Source organism: Nonomuraea sp. NPDC003707, from assembly GCF_053587055.1.
The window spans coordinates 1-15,771 of the sequence record NZ_JBSFNK010000025.1; the positions used below are offsets into that span (position 1 = coordinate 1).

The following is a 15,771-nucleotide window of genomic DNA, read 5'->3' on the forward strand; positions in this document are numbered from 1 at the left end:
CGGCAGATGTACGGCCGCGCCGGGTTCGTTCTCCTTCGCCACCGCATCCTGCTCGGCTAACCACACTCCGTCACCACCGAAAGTGGGCCAGAGCCACTGACTGGACACACCCTATTTCCGAGCGGGGCAGGCCGGCAGAACGGAGAGCCGACCGGCCAGCGATCAGGTGAGTGAGAGGCATCCCGTACTGGCGCACGGTCCAGCCGGCCGGCGCGCGAGCACCGCTCTCTTGCCGATCAGGAGCTCCGGCAGCGACACGTCCTTGATGTTCCCCAACGACGTTTCGCCACGATGGGCACAGACCCAAATGTCGCCATCGGAGTTCACGAACACACCTTCCTGGCCCGTCACGCACGACCGGATCATCGAGATCCGGCCGGAAATCAGGAAATGTCGCAATCTCTCAAAGTAGACCCGGCTCTTGAAGACGTCAGCCGACTCGTCGATGACGCGCAGCAGCTCAGTGCGTTCAGCGGAGGCCAAGGTGCTCATGCTCAGTGGATGTCGGGATGGTACCGCCACCATGAGCAGTTCGACCTGCCATGTCCGCTCCCGCGCCCGGCGGACGAGCTCCGCGACCGTCTCCGCATTGGCCGCAGTCAACGTGAACTCCGGCCTGACCAAGCGAATTTGGCTCACCAGCATCTGCAGGGAGGGAAGCTCCAGGAGCCGGAACGGGGAGTGGCCGCGCCCGGCCTCCGGCCCGGTCAACGGTGGGAGAGGGCTCGTCTGCTCCCCCGGGATGCCGCCGGACGTTCTCACGGTGCGGAGTTTGCGTAACCCGCGTGCTTTCTGCAGTAATGAAATCAGCTGATCGGCGGGTGCCTCGACGTGGAGATCGTGGGCCGGTCGCCGATCAGCATGCTGAGCCGGTAGTGCCACTGTGAGAATCATGATGGTTCGCCGGAACCTCATTCCTTCTCCCATCTACGAGCCACCAAGGATTGAGTGATGTTGCTGATTCCTGCGGTGGATCGTACGGAGCGCTGCAATGCAGGACTATCCGGTAGGCGAGCGGCCTGCGGCGCGATCCGGACACCGGATGATCGTTTCCGGAACGGGGCGCGCGTCACGGGCGTGCCATCTGTCGTCCAACCCGTGATCTCACGGCCGTCTGTGAGCTCACTCGCCACCATGGCGGAGCTTCCGCGCGTTCCGCCGCGTTGACGCAGGTCCAACGGAGGTCGGAGATGGCGCCTCAATCATCGCCACGGCGGGGGCCGGCGCGCTCGGGGCTCCTGGCGTGAACCTCTGAGGGGCCACGGTCCGGCGAGCGTCTTCCACCTCCGCCTCCACGTGGTGCCCCGCGGGTGTGGGGGATCGGCAGGCATATTCAGGACAGCCAGATCTTCGACCACTGGCGCGACCCCGACCGGTTGATGGTGGAGCACTTCGCTGACGGGGACCTGTTCGACTGCACGGTGGAGCCCGGCTGGGCGCCCATGTCGGCCTCGGGGCCGGCGCAGTGGGGCCCGCCGGTCACGCGCGACTTCCTCGGCACCAACCTGTCCCCAGCCCTGCTGCGCGGTGTAGAACCAGATCGATGTCCCGCGGCTGCTGGGACTGATGAAGGCGATGAGAGCATGAGCGTCAACGTGCTGCGAACCGACAAGCTCAAGCGCCTGATCAGCCAGGGCATTCTCGTCGAGACCGAGCCAGGATTGTCCGCTCAGCCACGCCCCCAGCCCAGCCCACCTTCCCCAAGGCAAAGGACGAAAGGGGCATCAACTCGCGCGCCCACTGAAGGCGCAGGGCTGGCCCCGACCGTCCCGTGGAGTGACCGGACGTACGGGTACTGCGGTGCCCGTACGTCCGCAAATCTCCAAGAAGGCCCCATTTCTCTGTTGAAACCGCCCCAAGGCCGATCCGTATCGTTTGCCCAGCCCCCAGACTGTGTCCATGCGTGGGGTGGCGCTCGCGGGATTGACGGTGGCGGCGTTGGTCGCCGCGTGCGGAGGCGCGGGCTCGTACACAACCGTCGTGGACAAGATCAGGAACGCCGGCAGGGTCGTCGTCGGCACCAAGTGGGACCAGCCGAGCCTGGGCCTGAAGACCGGGGAGGGCCCTCCCGAGGGCTTCGACGCGGACGTGGCCAAGTACATCGTCGACCACATCGCCAAGGGCCGGCAGGTGCAGATCACGTGGCGGGAGTCAGCCTCGTCCGCCCGCGAGGCCCTGCTCCAGAACGGCAGCGTGGACCTCATCGTCGCCACCTACAGCATCTCCCCTTCGCGCCGGCCCATGGTGACCTTCGGCGGGCCCTATATCGTCACCCCGCAGGACACGATGGTTCGCGCGAGCGACACCAGCATCAAGAAGGTGACCGACCTGCGGGGCAAGCGGCTCTGCCTGGCGGAGGGCTCGAACTCCTACCGCCGGATCGTCGACCCCCCGCCCAACGGCAATCTGAACCTCCCCATGCAACTGGTGCCCGCGGCCAACTACTCCGACTGCGTACGCAAGCTGGCCGACGGCCGGCTCGACGCGATCAGCACCCTGGACCTGATTCTGGCGGGGTTCGCCGAGCAGGAGCCGGGCCGTTTCAGGCTGCTGAACGACCCTGTCAGCACCGAGGGCTGGGGAGTCGGGATCAAGAAGGGCGACACCGCCACCTGCAAGGCCGTCAACCAGGCGATCGCCGCGATGTGGCACGACGGCACGGCCACGCGGCTGCTGCACAGGTGGTTCGGCAAGTCGGGGTTCAAGCTGCCGTCGTCCCTGCCGAAGCCCGTAGGGTGCTCCTGAACTGTGGGGACCGCCCCACGCCTTTGGGTCTGGCCCACTTTCCGTGATCAGCCGTCCTTCCAAGATCACAATCATGTCGGGCCGGATGCTGTGGGGCTCAATAACTCGAATCACTACCAGCGCAGAGCCCTTCGTCCGGTTGCGCGAAGGGGTGAGGGCGGCGAGCGGCCGGCCCGGGCCGGTTGGGATCATGTTTCGTGGTCATGTCCACGGTGTACCAGGGGTCGCGTTTGTCATGTACACCTCAAGGGCTACCCTTAGTCACCCGGCCTGGTCGAGCCCGTGTGGGTCCTACCAGCCGAGAACGCTTCGCCCCTGCCGGCGTGATGAGGCGGCGGGCGCCGTCCACGGCTGGAGTGCCGCCCCGCCGAGGTGGTCTACCGGGGCGCCCGGCCTATGAATAGTCGTCCTCGTCGTACTGCTCCAGGTGCAGCAGGGTGCGGATCTTTCCCACCGCTGGTTTTCCGTCGTAACGGATGGCGTTCAGCACCTCTTGGACGAGTGCGTCGCGGGTACGGGCACGGGCGGCCCCGAGCCAGTGGCGTTGCGCCTTCAGCGATTCGGCCTTGAGCCGGCCCATGGGACCGCGCAGTGCCCTGGGCCAGGCGGTATCGGTCAACTGCCGGATCTGTGTCTGGTTCGTGGTGGCGACCTGCGCCGCCCGGCGGCGTAGCACCGTGACGGACTGGCCGCCGTTGATCGCCTGTTCGAGTCGTTCGAGGGCGATGTTGTACGGGCGCACGATGCCCAGATAACGCCGGGCCGCCTGATCGTCGGTCAACCTCGTCCGGCTCGGCGTCGCCCGTGGCGAGGGGGTCGCGGTCGTGGGTGAAGGGGGCGCGACTGCGACGTGCTGGGTCGTGTCCACGGGCTCGCCCGAGCACCCGGCGATCATGGTGGCGAGGACTAACGTTCCGGCAATGATGCGCACAAGTCCGCCATTGATCCACTCCGTCACCGGCATGTCAAGCGGCCGGTTCATCGACCGGCCGTGCCTTCCGCTTCGACGCGGCGGAGGCGGTCCCGGGCGGAGATGCGTTCGATCTTCACGATCCTGTCGTGGGCGAACGTGAAGGCCGCGGCGCCCTGCGCCTGCCGAAAATCACGTCCATGCACGTCAGGCAGACCATGCATCGCATCCGAGGTCCGTTGCGAGCCATCCTGCCTGTAGCCGCAAATGACCAGGCGATGGCCCACTCAGCCATGCCGCAGTTGGCGTGTGGTCAAGAATCGGTTCCTGTGCTTGCTTCGTCCGCGCTCCCCCGTGGCCGAGCAGACTTTCAGTCCGCTGGTCGATTGCCCCATGAGACGAGGCAGGCCCGCAGCATGAGCCGCCGGCCTGCCTGGCTACCGAGTGGTGATCAGGCGAGCCTGCCGGGCGTCTGGAGCCGTGCTGATAAGGGCGGCGGTGGATTCGGCGGCGGCGCGGGCAACCTCGGGGTAGACGCTGGTGCAGGTGTCACGGGCGAAGATGGAGGAGACATGCCCGAGGGTCTCTTGCACGATCTTCAGATCGACCCCGGCCGCCAGCATCAGTGAGGCGGCTCCGTGCCGGAGGTCGTGCAGCCGGACGCGCGGCGAATGGAGCGGGCAGGTGTCCCCAATCTCGGGTTAGCCCTAGCCCACAAACGCGCCAGAAGAATGGTTCAATATCGTTATGGGCTCATTATTTTAAATTAACTTCCAATTGCTATGATGGTTATACATATTTGCGGAGTGCATTTAGCATCGGTGTTCCCGGCGAGGAAGAAAGGGAACGCCCCTCCATGCGCAACTCGCATCCCAGTCAGACTGCCATCATGACCGCGGCGGACCGTGCCGCCCATCTTGTCGTGGACAGCGAGCCGTTCATCCTCTGCGACACCCTGGCCGCTTCCCTGCTCGGTGACCGGGCCGAGGAACTGATCGGCTACCACCAAGCGCACGACGATCACCCCGTACTCGCAGGGGCACGCCGGCTACCGCCCGCGGCCACTACGCCGAGCGCCGCGCCACAGAGCTGTTCCGCAACGGCCTGGAGCAGTACGTGGTGCTGGGCGCCGGGCTCGACACCTTCGCCTGCCGCCGTGACTCGGCTGCCCGGCCGGTCCGCGTGATCGAGGTCGACCATCCCATCACCCAGCAGGGCAAACGCGACGCGATGGCCGCGGCCGGCATCGCTGTGCCCGATGGGCTGGCCTTCGCGCCGGTGGACTTCGAGTCCGACGATCTGATGGGCGCCCTTCACAAAGCGGGGTTCGACCCCGGCAAGCCCGCCCTGGTCACCTGGCTCGGCGTGACCATGTACCTCACCCACGAGGCGATCGCCGCTACGTTGGCCGCCGTGGGCCGCATGGCGCCCGGCAGCGAACTGGTGATGGAGTACGCCGTGCCGGCCGCTCTGCGTGGCGATCGAGGCAACGCCTACGCCCGGCAGGCCGATTGCCTCGTTCCCGAGCTGTGGCGGCGTTCGGACGCGCTGCGCCCCGGCGATCTGTGCCGCTTGGTCCGTGCCACCGTCCCCAGCACGACCTGAACCGGCCGAACTTCCGTACACCGGCGCGGCCTCGCCATGCCTACAACGCTGTCAGCGCCCCTTCTAGACCTACGTGTCACACCGAACCTCCAACAGGAGAGGATCCATCCCATGTCCGAGGCCACCTCCCACGCTGACGAGCTCCGCCGCTTCTTCGACGTCTTCGCCCAGGCAGGCGACAGTCTGGATGTGGACACTTTGGCGGGCTGCTTCGCCGAGGTGTTCCTGGCCGGGGACGCCGGCGGCGCCCGGCCCGTGCCCCGCCCCGCGTTCCTGCAGGCCCTGCCCAGACGCGCGCAGATGTTCGCCGATGCGGGCATTGGCCCGGCCGCCCTCGACACCCTGACCCACCAGCATCTCGACGACCGGTACGTGCTCGTCCGCACCGAATGGACCGCACCTCGCACCGCCGGCGGCGAACCCGTCCACCTGTCATCGTCGTACCTGCTCCACCGGGACGCAGACGACACGTACCGCATCGTGGCCTACCTCAACCATCAAGGCCTGCCACTCTCCCAGGCCTAACCGTCACCGCTGCCATCCCCTACAAGCCCGAGACGACACGCGAAGGGCACCGAACTGGACCGATGCGAACGCCACCGCCTACAGGGCGCCCGTCCAAGCGGTGGCAGTCCGGCTCGATGAGGTTGACTCACGTGTTCTGGGCTTCGGCCCACCCGACCTTGACGACACCGACACGTCAACGGCCTCGACGTGCGGTCCCGCGCCAGACCTCACACCTCTGTCGGTCATCACACGCCGGGTGGAAGAGAAACGTGGATGCTACGCGGAGACAGAGTCGGGCCGCGAGCCCGACACGAGGCAGCCGTCTCCCTCTTGCAATCCGAGCTCTGCGCGGACATCGCGACCCGGTCGAGGGCAGACTCCGTTCGAGGCGATTCCATCCCACCCAGCTTGGCCCGCCTGGCCCTACGCCGTCGCCGATCCAACCGATGACGCCGCCCGCCTCTCGGTCGATGGAACTCACCAACCACGAGCTCGTCGGTCAGGCACTTCTGTGCGGCATCGATCTCCACTACAGAACAGCGCACCTCGGGATCTTTCCGTGGAAGAGGGCTGGGCTCGGATGTCATCCGCGTTTGTGCCATGAGGAGCCTTGCCGCCGAAGCGAGAGTGGTACCCCTACCGAAAACCGAGGCTTTCACAGCGGACAGACGGGCGTGGGTCAGCGTCCGCTTCGGCGGCGGAGTGCCGGGCCGAGCGCCTGCTGGGCGGCGAAGAGAGCGATCCCGGTGATCGCGCATGCCGCTGCCAGAGTCGTTCGTCCGGCATGGTCGAGCAGTACGGTGCCGGCCAGCGGGCCGAACACGGCACCGACACTCCAGGTGGCGGAGGCGATGCCCATGTACCTGCCGCGCAGGTCCGCCGGTGCGAGGTCGGCGAAGGTGGCGCCGAACATCACGGCGATGCCGATCTGGCCGAGGGTCCAAACCAGGACCGATCCCGCGTAGCCGACACCACTCTCTACGAGGGTGCCCAAACCGACGCCGGCACCGGCCAGGAGCATGGACACGGCCAGCACCGAGCTGGGGTCGCGACCGGCAAGCAACCGTACCGCCAGTGGTTGGCCTACCACGATGACGATCCCGTTCAGAGCCAGCACCGCGCCGTAGGTCGCGGGGCCGTGACCATCTGCCGTCATGACGAGCGGTAGCGTCGCGAAGGTCTGCAGGAACAGGGTGAAATAGGCGACGTAGATCAACACCATGACGATCATCAGCCGGTCGCGCAGGAGCACCGGCAGCAGCGCTCGGCGGGGCTGATTCGGTGTCGCCGGCCGGGTCTCGGGAATCCGGCGCCAGACGATCAGCGCCGCGATGATCGAGGCCGTGGCATTGATCCAGAACAAGAGTCCATACCCATACTGGGCCAGGACCCCCGCGGTGATCGTGGCGATGGAGAAGCCGAGGTTGGCCGCCCAGAACAGCAACCCGAAGGCCCGGACCCGCTGGCTCGGATGGAGGTCGGCCACCACAGCCGACCCAACCGGGCGGAACAGGTCCGCCATCAGCCCGACACCGAGTGCCGCCGCCCAGATCACCGGCACCGTGTCGGCCGAGCCGAGCGCGACAAGCGTCACGGCGGTTCCCAGGAACCCCACCAGCATGGTGTGGCGTCGTCCGATCCGGTCGCCCAGCCAGCCGCCGAGCACCTGGGATCCGATGCCTCCGGCTCCCGTCGCCGCCACCACCGCGCCCGCGGTTGTCGGCGTCAGCCCTTGCTCCTGCGTCAGATAGAGCACGAGGAACGACTGCGCCACTCCGCCGGCGCGGCTCACGAAATGAGTCGCCGCCAGGGACCAGACCAGGCCAGGCAGGTCCAATCGCAGGCGGGACAGGCGGCGGCCCAGCGGTATCGCGGTCGGAGCGGGTGTGTCGTAGGTCGTCATGCCGATGACACTAGGATCACCTAGGACATCAAGAAAAGCGATTACTTTCGATCAAATCAATCGCAATTCGCGATACTCTGACGTTATGGCTGACGTTGAGCTGCGCCACCTGAGGACGATGGCCGCTATCGCCGAGGAGGGAACGTTCGGCCGAGCGGCGGTTCGCCTCGGCTACACCCAGTCGTCGGTAAGCCAGCAGATCGCCGCGCTGGAGAAGGCCGTCGGTGGCGCCGTCTTCGACCGGCCCGGAGGTCCCAGGCCGGTACGGACCACTCCTCTTGGCGAGGTGGTCCTGGCCCACGGGCGCGATCTGCTCACGAGGTCGGAGGCGCTGGCCGACGCCGTCGATCGCTTCAAGGCGGGTAACGGCCGGATCGACATCGGCACCTTCCAGGGCGCGACCAAGCTGATCCTGCCGGCCGTCGTGCGCCGGCTGCTGAGCGAGCACCCCGGCTGCGACATCCGGCTGTCGGAGGTGGGACCGGAGGATCCGAGGATCGGAGATCTTGACCTGTTGTTCCACTACGATCGGATCGACGGCGACGTCGAGCACGTCGAGCTGCTCGACGAGCCGTACCTCCTGGTGGCCGCCGCAGGTGCGTTCCCCGATGGTCCGGTACCGGTGAAGCGACTCGACGACGCTCCCATGGTCGCCTGGCCGCCCAACGTCCACCAAAGATGGCTGGAACGGGAGCTCGCCGGCGCGGGCGCCCGGCCGCGGATCGTGTTCCGCACGGCCGGCCACGACACCGTCGTGTCGATGGTACGGGTGGGCCTGGGCTCAGCGGTGTTGCCCTGGCTCGCCCTCCAGGGATCCGATGTCTGGTCCGACGACCGGCTCAGCATCCATCGACTGCGACCGTCGCCCGCCTGCACGTGGTACCTGTACTGGCCGGCCGGGCGCACCCAGTCGCCCCTCGCGGCCCGAGCCATCGACATCGCCGTCGAAGCCGCCACTGAGCTGGCCGGCCAGATGTGACATCGGACGAGTCACGGGAGAGCGCGACTCTCGGCGTGGAAGGGCTCAGCGGCAGTGACTATATCGCTGTAGGCGATTGATTCAATCGGAAATCATGGCTTTTCGCGATGAGGCCGCGAGGCTTAGCGTGCCGGACATGAACGGTCGTCAAGATCACCCCGAGCAACTCCTCAAAATCAACGGCGTAGAGCTCTGCGCTCAGACATTCGGCGACCCTGCCGCACCCGCCCTGCTGCTCATCGGCGGCGCCGAGGCGTCGATGGACTGGTGGGACGACGAGTTCTGCGAGCGCCTCGCCGCCGGCGGGCGGCACGTCATCCGGTACGACACCCGGGACACCGGCCGCTCCACAACCTTCCCGCCCGGCGCACCGCCGTACGGAAGCGACGCCCTGCTCGACGACGCCGTCGGCCTGCTCGATGAACTCGGCATCGCGGCCGCGCACATCGTCGGCGTCTCCATGGGCGGCGGCATCGCCCAGCACCTGGCCGTGCACCACCGCGGCCGGGTCGCCTCCCTGACGCTCATCGCCACCAGCCCGGGCGGGCCCGGCGACCCCAATCGCCCTGACCTGCCGCCGATGAGCGCCGAGCTGGCGAAGCGGTTCGCCGAGGGCGGTGACGAGGCGCCCGACTGGTCCGACCGCGAGGCCGTCATCGGGTACTACATCGACGGCGAGCGCACCTTCGCGGGCACCATCCCCGTCGACGAGGAGCGGCTGCGCCACGTCGTCGGCCGCGTCTGGGACCGCAGCCCGTCCCCGGCGTCGGCGCAGAATCACTGGCAGCTCGCCGGCGGCGAGCCCGTCCGCGCCCGCCTCGGTGAGATCGCGGTGCCCACGCTGGTATTGCACGGCACCGCGGACCCGCTGCTCCCATACGGGCACGGCGAGGCGCTGGCACGGGAGATCCCGGGAGCACGGCTCGTCCCGCTCGAAGGCATGGGGCACCAGATGCCGCCGCCGGAGCTCTGGGACATCACGATTGCGGAGATCCTTTCAGTTTCCGAAGGAGAGCGCCCGTGAACCGGCTGCGATCGGCACTCTGGCTGCCGCTCTTCGACGAGCTCGCCGACCCGCGGGCGGTGGCGAACCTGGCCGCCGAAGCGGAAGAAGCCGGGTGGGACGGCTGCTTCGTGTGGGATCACCTGTCCTGGCGGGCGCCGGTCCAGCAGGTCGCCGACTCGTGGATCGCGCTGGCGGCGATCGCGACCGCGACCGAGCGGCTGCGGCTCGGCCCGATGGTGTCGACGCTCGCTCGCCGGCGGCCGGCCAAAGTGGCGCGGGAGACCGCGACACTGGATCAGCTGAGCGACGGCCGTCTCACCCTCGGCGTCGGACTCGGAAGCGACCGGTTCGGCGGCGAGCTGTCCAAGACCGGCGAGCAACTCGACGACCGGCAGCGCGGGCGGATGCTCGACGAGTCCTTGGCGATCCTGGCCGCCGCCTGGTCCGGCGAGCCGGTGCGCCATCGCGGCGAGCACTACACCGTCGACGACATCACGTTCCTGCCGCGGCCGGTTCAGCGGCCCGGCGTGCCGGTGTGGGCCGCCGGATTCCCCGGCAACGTCAAGCCGATCCGCCGGGCCGCCCGGCTCGACGGCTTCTTTCCGATCAATCTGGAGCACCCGGACCAGCTCGCCGAGGTCGTCGCCACCCTCACCGAACTGCGACATGGCGAAATGGCCTCGTACGACATCGCCATCAGCCTGCCCTTCGACGTCGACCCACTGCCGTACGCCGCCGCCGGCGCGACCTGGTGGCTGACGGAGTTCGACCCGGGTGTACGGCTCGACACGGTGCGCGGCGTACTCCGCGATGGCCCAGCGAATCCGGGCGGCGACTGAGCCGCGGCAGGCGGTCCAAAAAGCTGTCCGCCGTGGCCTCCTATCCGCCTGTGTAATAACCCCAGAGTTCGTTGAGTAGTTCAGCATGGCCATAGCCGCAGGACCTGGGCTTATCTCCTGGGATCCCTGGTTCTTTCGAGATTGATGAGACTTCAGAGATTCTGAAGGTCTATCGTCCTCGTCGTTCGTCTTGCACAAATGGCGAAGACGAGGAGGCCGGAGTTGGCGCTGGCTGTAGTGAAAGATCTTCGCGTGGCGCGGGCCCCGGCCACCGCCGAGGATCTGGAGGCGCTGGAGACCGATGTGCTGGCCGGGTTCGTGCTGGCCCGGGCGGCGGCGGGGCTGTCGGACGGCACGATCTCCTCGGATGTGGTGCATCTGGAGCAGGTGCGGGCCTGGTTCGGGCGGCCACTGTGGGAGATGGAGCCCGCCGACGCCGACGCGTACTTCGGCAAGGTGCTGCGTGGCGCCGCCAAGGGCACCCGCCTGGCCCGGGCCCAGGCGATCAAGACGTACTTCCTGTTCCTCGAGCTCCGCCACAAGATCGAAATTCACCAGATGACCGGCCGCGTCGTCGAGTGCCCGATCGACGAGATGAACCGGCCCCGTGGCCGGCAGGAGGGCCGGCTGCGCATCCCGCCCACCGCCGATCAGGTGGGTCGGCTGTTCGCCGGGTGGCGCAAAGATCTGGTGACCTGCCGTAAGTTCGCTCCGGGCGCCCGCAACTACACCGCCGCCAAGCTGATGAGCGAGGTCGGGCTGCGCGTCAACGAGACCTGCGAGCTTGATCTGACCGACATCAAGTGGGACCTGGGCCGGTTCGGCAAGCTGCACGTCCGGCATGGTAAGGGCGCCCGTGGCTCCGGTCCGCGCGAGCGGATGGTGCCGCTGATCAACAACGCCGCGGCGACGTTGCGGTGGTTCGTCGAGGACGTGTGGGGCCAGTTCGGTGACGACCACACCCGTCCCGGCGTCCCGCTGCTGCCGGCCGATCGCTGCGCCGGATGCTCTCGGCGTCTGCCCGCACGTGAGGGCTATTGCCGGTTGTGCTGGTGCCAGGCTCGTCGTGACGCGGAGACAAGCCAGGCGGCCATCGGAGTCCAGCCGTTCCTGTCTCAGGTCCGCCACCACCAGCTCTTCCTGGCCCACCTGAATCCACTCTGGGGTCGTGAGCGGAAGGAAGGCGGCCGGAACCGTAATCCAGGAGGACGGATCGGGCGCCCGCCCAAACCGGATCCCGTCCCCGCAGGACGCCCGCCATCCGCGGGAACGCCGTTGCGGCTGTTCGACCTGCCCCGCGACTACACACGATTCGACCGGCGCGATCGCCTCACGCTGAACGACCCGCTCATGGCCTGGGCCCGCTGGACCATCCACCTCCTCGGCGAGGCCCGCGGCTGGAAACGCGGAGTCCGTGAGAACATCGAGCAGGGCCTGACCACTCTGCTGGCCGGCCGCGTCGATGGCGAGCCCGTCTTGCATTCGGAGATGTCCCCCGTCCTGCGCAAGCGGGTGATCGGCGTCGGCCGCACCATCGACGTGCTCACACGCATGGGCCTGTTCCGCGACGACCGCCGACCCCCGTTCGAGGACTGGCTCACCGGCAAGCTGGACGGCCTGGCTCCCGGAATCGGCCGGGAAGTCGAGGCGTGGCTGCGAGTCCTGCACGACGGCGGCCCACGCAACAAGGCACGAGCCCAGGCGACTATCTATGGATACATGAGCCGGATCCGGCCCATCCTGCTTGCCTGGTCAGACCGCTACGACCACCTCCGCGAGGTCACCCACGACGACGTCCTGGCCGCGCTCGACCAACTCCACGGCCACCAGCGCCACCACGCCCTGATCGCATTGCGGTCGCTGTTCTCCCGCGCCAAGAAGAACGGCACAATCTTCCGCGATCCCACCCGCAGCCTCAGAGTCGGCCAGCACCCCTACGGCGTCCTGCAGCCGCTGCTCGCCGACGACATCGACCGATCCGTCCGGGCCGCCACCACCCCTGCAGCCCGGGTCATGGTCGCGCTCGCCGGAGTCCACGCCGCCCGCGCGGCCGACATGCTCGCGCTGCGCCTGGACGACGTCGACCTCGGCAACCGCCGCGTCGTCATCGCCGGGCGGGCCCGCCCGCTCGACGACCTCACGCATCGGCTGCTCCTCGACTGGCTCCGCCATCGCGCCGCCCGCTGGCCCGACACCGCCAACCCACACCTGCTCATCAACCACATCACCGCCACGACTACGGCGCCGGCCAGCGGCCAGGGCGCCTCGCTGATCCTGCACAAACAGGCCGCCACCCTCGAACGCCTGCGCATCGATCGGATCCTCGAAGAAGCCCTCGCCTGCGGCGGCGACCCACTGCATCTCGCCTCGGTCTTCGGCCTCGACACCAAGACCGCCATCCGCTATGCCGACTCAGCCCGGCAACTCCTGATCACGGCTGCCGAGGAACAAGACCCCGCCGGTTCCAGCGAACCCAAGGGTCGAAACCATCCATAAAACGTGAAGACCCTTGGGTTCATTCTGAAGACCCTTCAGTTCGCGCGAACTCTGGGATTTCAAGGGGGGCAGACCAAGCACGCCTGAAAGGGGCAGTGGCCTTCACCTCAGGGAAAAGAGCTGGTCAGTGGGTACGGCGGGGCGGCGCGAGGTGAGTGGTGCCGCCGCCGTGGAAGAACAGCGCGGCCGAGCCGGGGGTGGTGTCGTTCTTGGCGTACCAGCGCATCGTGATCTGGGCGCCGTCGTGTGTGGTGACGTCCTCCGGGATCGGCTGGGCCTTCCCTGACGCGTCAAGGATCGGTTCCCGCATGACACGTCGTGTGCCGACGTCGCCGACGGCCGGCGGGGTCATGGCGGCCATCGCTTCGCCCATTGGGGCCATGGCTTCAGGAACCAGGGCGAGGGACATGTTCGGTTCCGTTCGATTCAAGTCCAGTGAGGGATGAGAGGGGTCAGGCGGTCGGCGCAAGGACGACGACCTTGCCGGACACGGCACCGGCGGCGACTTCCGCATGGAAGGCCGGGAGGTCCTCGAGCTGGATACGGCGGCTGATGTCGATGTGAAGTTCGCCTCGGTCGATCGCCGCCACGAGGCCGGCGAGCTGCTTGGCGTCGCTCCGGACGAAGACGTTGAGCCCGCGCACCTGGCGCCCTTCGTCGCTCGGCGCCTGCATCCACACCGTGGTGTTGACCACGGCCCCGCCGGACCGCACGAGAGCGGCCTGGTCGGCGAGCTGCGAGGGCTCGATCGGTGCGAGGTTGAGCAAGAGGTCGACCGGCTGGGTCACCGCATCCACCACGTCGGTCGTGGTGTGGTCAAGGACCTCGTCGGCACCGGCTGCCCGGACCCGGTCCGCGCTGCGCGGGCTCGCCGTGGCGATGACGTGCGCGCCGGCGGTCTTTGCCAGCTGCACCGCGTAGGCACCGACAGCGCCTCCGGCGCCGGTGATGAGCACGCGCTGCCCGGCGGTGAGCTCGCCGAGTTCGAACAGTGCCTGCCATGCGGTCAGGCCCACCAGCGGCAGGGCCGCCGCGTCAGCGAGCGGCACGCTCGAAGGCGCGGCCGCCAGGACCTCGGCGGGCGCGATGACGTACTCAGCAGCTGCGCCGTCGCCGATCATCGGGAGGAATCCGACGACCTCGTCACCGACCGCCACCGCATCGACGCCGTCACCGAGCGCGTCGACCGTTCCGGCGACGTCGATGCCAGGCGTGTGCGGGAGCGTCACCGGGAACGGGCCCTGGAGACCACCGCCGCGGATACCGGCGTCGACCGGGTTGAACGACGTCGCCGCGACCCGGATGCGAACCTCACCAGCGCTGGGGACGGGCCGCGCCACGTCCTCGTAGCGCAGGACATCGGCATCGCCGTACTCGTGGAATCGCACTGCCTTCATGACGAACTTCCTTCTTCGAGAGACGCTATATGCTTCGAATTCGAAGCACTGAAGTGAAGCTAGCACTGCTTCGAGTTCGAAGCAACTACGATTGCGGCATGACCGAAGAAGAGTCCCCTCTGCCGCTCGATCCCGCCGAACTCGGCGCCTACTTCGCGCTGATCGAGGTGAGCAGCCTGCTGCGCCACACGGTGGAGCAGCAGTTGCGCGACGCCGGCGACCTCAGCTACGTCCAGTTCCAGCTCTTGGCCACACTCGGGGACGCGGCAGACGGCAGCCGGCGCATGACCGAGCTGGCAGACGGGGTTGTGTACAGCCGCAGCGGCCTGACCTACCAGGTGGGGCTGCTGGAGAAGGCCGGACTCGTCGCCCGCAGCCCGTCCGCGGAGGACGACCGGGGCGTGACGGTGACCATCACCGAGGCGGGACGGGACGTGCTCGCCAGGGTGTTCCCCGGTCACATCGACGTCCTGCGGCAACTCTTCCTCGAACCGCTCGCGCGCGAGGACATCGACAGCCTCGCTCGTGTCCTCACCGTCGTCCGCGATCACATGCGCTCCATCCCGCCTCGGTCGGCGAAGCCGCGCCGGAAGAGCGCCGCACGTCAGAGCCCCACTGGCGGCGGAGCCTGATCGCGCCCCGGCCCCATCGCCGGGACAACGAGCGCCGCGGGATCATCCGAGCAGGCGCGAGCGGCGGATTCGGGCGTCCGGGTCTACGGCGTCGGCGATCGCCGCGGACCGCGCTGCCACCCGGTAGCCCGCCTCCACCAGGAGTGGCGCGAGGAACCGGTAAGCCTCCCGCGTGTCACCCATCCCGTGCGACAGCACGATCAGCGGGATCGATGCGCCTGTATCCGCCGGGTCCGTACGGGGCCCGCGAGACCACCGAGGATCTCGTCCTGGCCGGCTACGAGATCCCCACCGGGACGACCATCTTCTATCCGTTCTGGGCCGTCCACATGAACCCGCGGTACTGGCCCGATCCCGAGACGTTCGACCCTGGCCGTTTCACCCCCGACCAGGTCGCCGACCGACCTCGCTACGCCCACGTCCCGTTCGGCCTCGGTCCGCGCAGCTGCGAGGGCGCGAGCCTGGCCATGGTCGAGGCCGAACTGGTGCCGGCGATCCTTCTGAGGAGATTCCGCTTCCAGCCGGCCACCGGACACGACGTCGTCCCCGTCGAACGGTTCGTGCTGTGGGCCGCGGACGGGATCCGCATGAATCTGACGCCACCGCCGCGAGATCCGCCGGCCGATCGACCCGCGCCGCGGCTACGACGCGGAGGTGGCCAAGCTCGCCGCGGCCGTCGCTAAGAGGCGGTAGCCGGTCGGTCCCGGGGCCCGCCGCGCCGTGCGGCGGGCCACCGGCTCCTGAAGGCCGTC

At 68.2% G+C, this 15,771-nt stretch carries 17 protein-coding genes and 1 pseudogene; 9 read left to right on the forward strand and 9 right to left on the reverse strand.

The window, feature by feature from the left end:
- Positions 1-162: 162 nt before the first annotated feature.
- On the reverse strand, positions 163-894 hold the full coding sequence (locus ACWDRB_RS44340; protein ID WP_449904575.1) for an SPASM domain-containing protein: 732 nt from the start codon (positions 892-894) through the stop codon (positions 163-165).
- A 439-nt stretch (positions 895-1,333) separates the two neighbouring features.
- A complete protein-coding gene (locus ACWDRB_RS44345) occupies positions 1,334-1,483 on the reverse strand; it encodes a hypothetical protein (RefSeq protein ID WP_449904577.1) in 150 nt (49 codons plus the stop codon).
- 416 nt (positions 1,484-1,899) lie between these two features.
- On the opposite strand from ACWDRB_RS44345, the gene ACWDRB_RS44350 reads away from it, so the two are divergent.
- A complete protein-coding gene (locus ACWDRB_RS44350; protein ID WP_449904580.1) occupies positions 1,900-2,745 on the forward strand; it encodes a glutamate ABC transporter substrate-binding protein in 846 nt (281 codons plus the stop codon).
- 394 nt (positions 2,746-3,139) lie between these two features.
- Here ACWDRB_RS44350 and ACWDRB_RS44355 read toward each other — a convergent pair whose 3' ends face one another.
- From ACWDRB_RS44355 to ACWDRB_RS44365, 3 genes are all read right to left on the reverse strand, one after another.
- Positions 3,140-3,727, reverse strand: coding sequence for a hypothetical protein (locus tag ACWDRB_RS44355; protein ID WP_449904583.1), 588 nt, complete (start codon positions 3,725-3,727; stop codon positions 3,140-3,142).
- Positions 3,724-3,942: a hypothetical protein gene (locus ACWDRB_RS44360; RefSeq protein ID WP_449904584.1), complete on the reverse strand. Its 219-nt coding sequence runs from the start codon at positions 3,940-3,942 to the stop codon at positions 3,724-3,726. Before ACWDRB_RS44360 ends, ACWDRB_RS44355 begins: the two co-directional genes overlap by 4 nt.
- 150 nt (positions 3,943-4,092) lie before the next feature.
- On the reverse strand, positions 4,093-4,350 hold the full coding sequence (locus ACWDRB_RS44365; RefSeq protein WP_449904867.1) for a tyrosine-type recombinase/integrase: 258 nt from the start codon (positions 4,348-4,350) through the stop codon (positions 4,093-4,095).
- A gap of 385 nt (positions 4,351-4,735) precedes the next feature.
- Between ACWDRB_RS44365 and ACWDRB_RS44370 the strand changes: the two are divergent.
- Together ACWDRB_RS44370 and ACWDRB_RS44375 are read left to right on the forward strand one after the other, a co-directional pair.
- A pseudogene (locus ACWDRB_RS44370) lies at positions 4,736-5,260 on the forward strand (class I SAM-dependent methyltransferase); the annotation flags it as partial.
- 111 nt (positions 5,261-5,371) lie between these two features.
- Positions 5,372-5,785, forward strand: a complete 414-nt coding sequence (locus tag ACWDRB_RS44375) for a hypothetical protein (RefSeq protein WP_449904586.1) — start codon at positions 5,372-5,374, stop codon at positions 5,783-5,785.
- A gap of 661 nt (positions 5,786-6,446) precedes the next feature.
- On the opposite strand, the gene ACWDRB_RS44380 is transcribed toward ACWDRB_RS44375, so the two are convergent.
- Entirely contained in the window at positions 6,447-7,670 is a 1,224-nt protein-coding gene (locus ACWDRB_RS44380) for an MFS transporter (protein ID WP_449904588.1), read from the reverse strand.
- A gap of 85 nt (positions 7,671-7,755) precedes the next feature.
- Between ACWDRB_RS44380 and ACWDRB_RS44385 the strand changes: the two genes are divergently transcribed.
- The 4 genes from ACWDRB_RS44385 (at position 7,756) to ACWDRB_RS44400 (ending at position 12,990) form a co-directional block, all read left to right on the forward strand.
- Positions 7,756-8,649 carry a LysR family transcriptional regulator gene (locus ACWDRB_RS44385; RefSeq protein WP_449904590.1) on the forward strand — a complete coding sequence of 298 codons (894 nt, stop codon included), beginning with the start codon at positions 7,756-7,758 and terminating at the stop codon, positions 8,647-8,649.
- A gap of 136 nt (positions 8,650-8,785) precedes the next feature.
- Positions 8,786-9,673: an alpha/beta fold hydrolase gene (locus tag ACWDRB_RS44390; RefSeq protein WP_449904592.1), complete on the forward strand. Its 888-nt coding sequence runs from the start codon at positions 8,786-8,788 to the stop codon at positions 9,671-9,673.
- On the forward strand, positions 9,670-10,494 hold the full coding sequence (locus tag ACWDRB_RS44395) for an LLM class flavin-dependent oxidoreductase (RefSeq protein WP_449904594.1): 825 nt from the start codon (positions 9,670-9,672) through the stop codon (positions 10,492-10,494). The genes ACWDRB_RS44390 and ACWDRB_RS44395 overlap by 4 nt, the downstream gene beginning before the upstream one ends.
- Positions 10,495-10,746: 252 nt before the next feature.
- Positions 10,747-12,990 (forward strand): hypothetical protein, encoded by a 2,244-nt coding sequence (locus ACWDRB_RS44400; protein WP_449904596.1) that lies wholly within the window; start codon positions 10,747-10,749, stop codon positions 12,988-12,990.
- A gap of 124 nt (positions 12,991-13,114) precedes the next feature.
- On the opposite strand, the gene ACWDRB_RS44405 is transcribed toward ACWDRB_RS44400, so the two are convergent.
- Together ACWDRB_RS44405 and ACWDRB_RS44410 are read right to left on the reverse strand one after the other, a co-directional pair.
- The gene (locus ACWDRB_RS44405) at positions 13,115-13,399 is read right to left on the reverse strand and encodes a hypothetical protein (RefSeq protein ID WP_449904598.1); all 285 of its coding nucleotides are present in this window, start codon (positions 13,397-13,399) and stop codon (positions 13,115-13,117) included.
- Between the two features lie 43 nt (positions 13,400-13,442).
- On the reverse strand, positions 13,443-14,378 hold the full coding sequence (locus ACWDRB_RS44410; protein ID WP_449904600.1) for an NADP-dependent oxidoreductase: 936 nt from the start codon (positions 14,376-14,378) through the stop codon (positions 13,443-13,445).
- Positions 14,379-14,485: 107 nt separating this feature from the next.
- Here ACWDRB_RS44410 and ACWDRB_RS44415 point away from each other — a divergent pair, with 107 nt between their 5' ends.
- Positions 14,486-15,019, forward strand: coding sequence for a MarR family winged helix-turn-helix transcriptional regulator (locus ACWDRB_RS44415; protein WP_449904602.1), 534 nt, complete (start codon positions 14,486-14,488; stop codon positions 15,017-15,019).
- A gap of 42 nt (positions 15,020-15,061) precedes the next feature.
- On the opposite strand, the gene ACWDRB_RS44420 is transcribed toward ACWDRB_RS44415, so the two are convergent.
- Positions 15,062-15,202, reverse strand: coding sequence for a hypothetical protein (locus ACWDRB_RS44420; protein ID WP_449904604.1), 141 nt, complete (start codon positions 15,200-15,202; stop codon positions 15,062-15,064).
- A gap of 29 nt (positions 15,203-15,231) precedes the next feature.
- On the opposite strand from ACWDRB_RS44420, the gene ACWDRB_RS44425 reads away from it, so the two are divergent.
- Positions 15,232-15,702: a cytochrome P450 gene (locus tag ACWDRB_RS44425; RefSeq protein ID WP_449904606.1), complete on the forward strand. Its 471-nt coding sequence runs from the start codon at positions 15,232-15,234 to the stop codon at positions 15,700-15,702.
- Positions 15,703-15,771 lie beyond the last annotated feature (69 nt).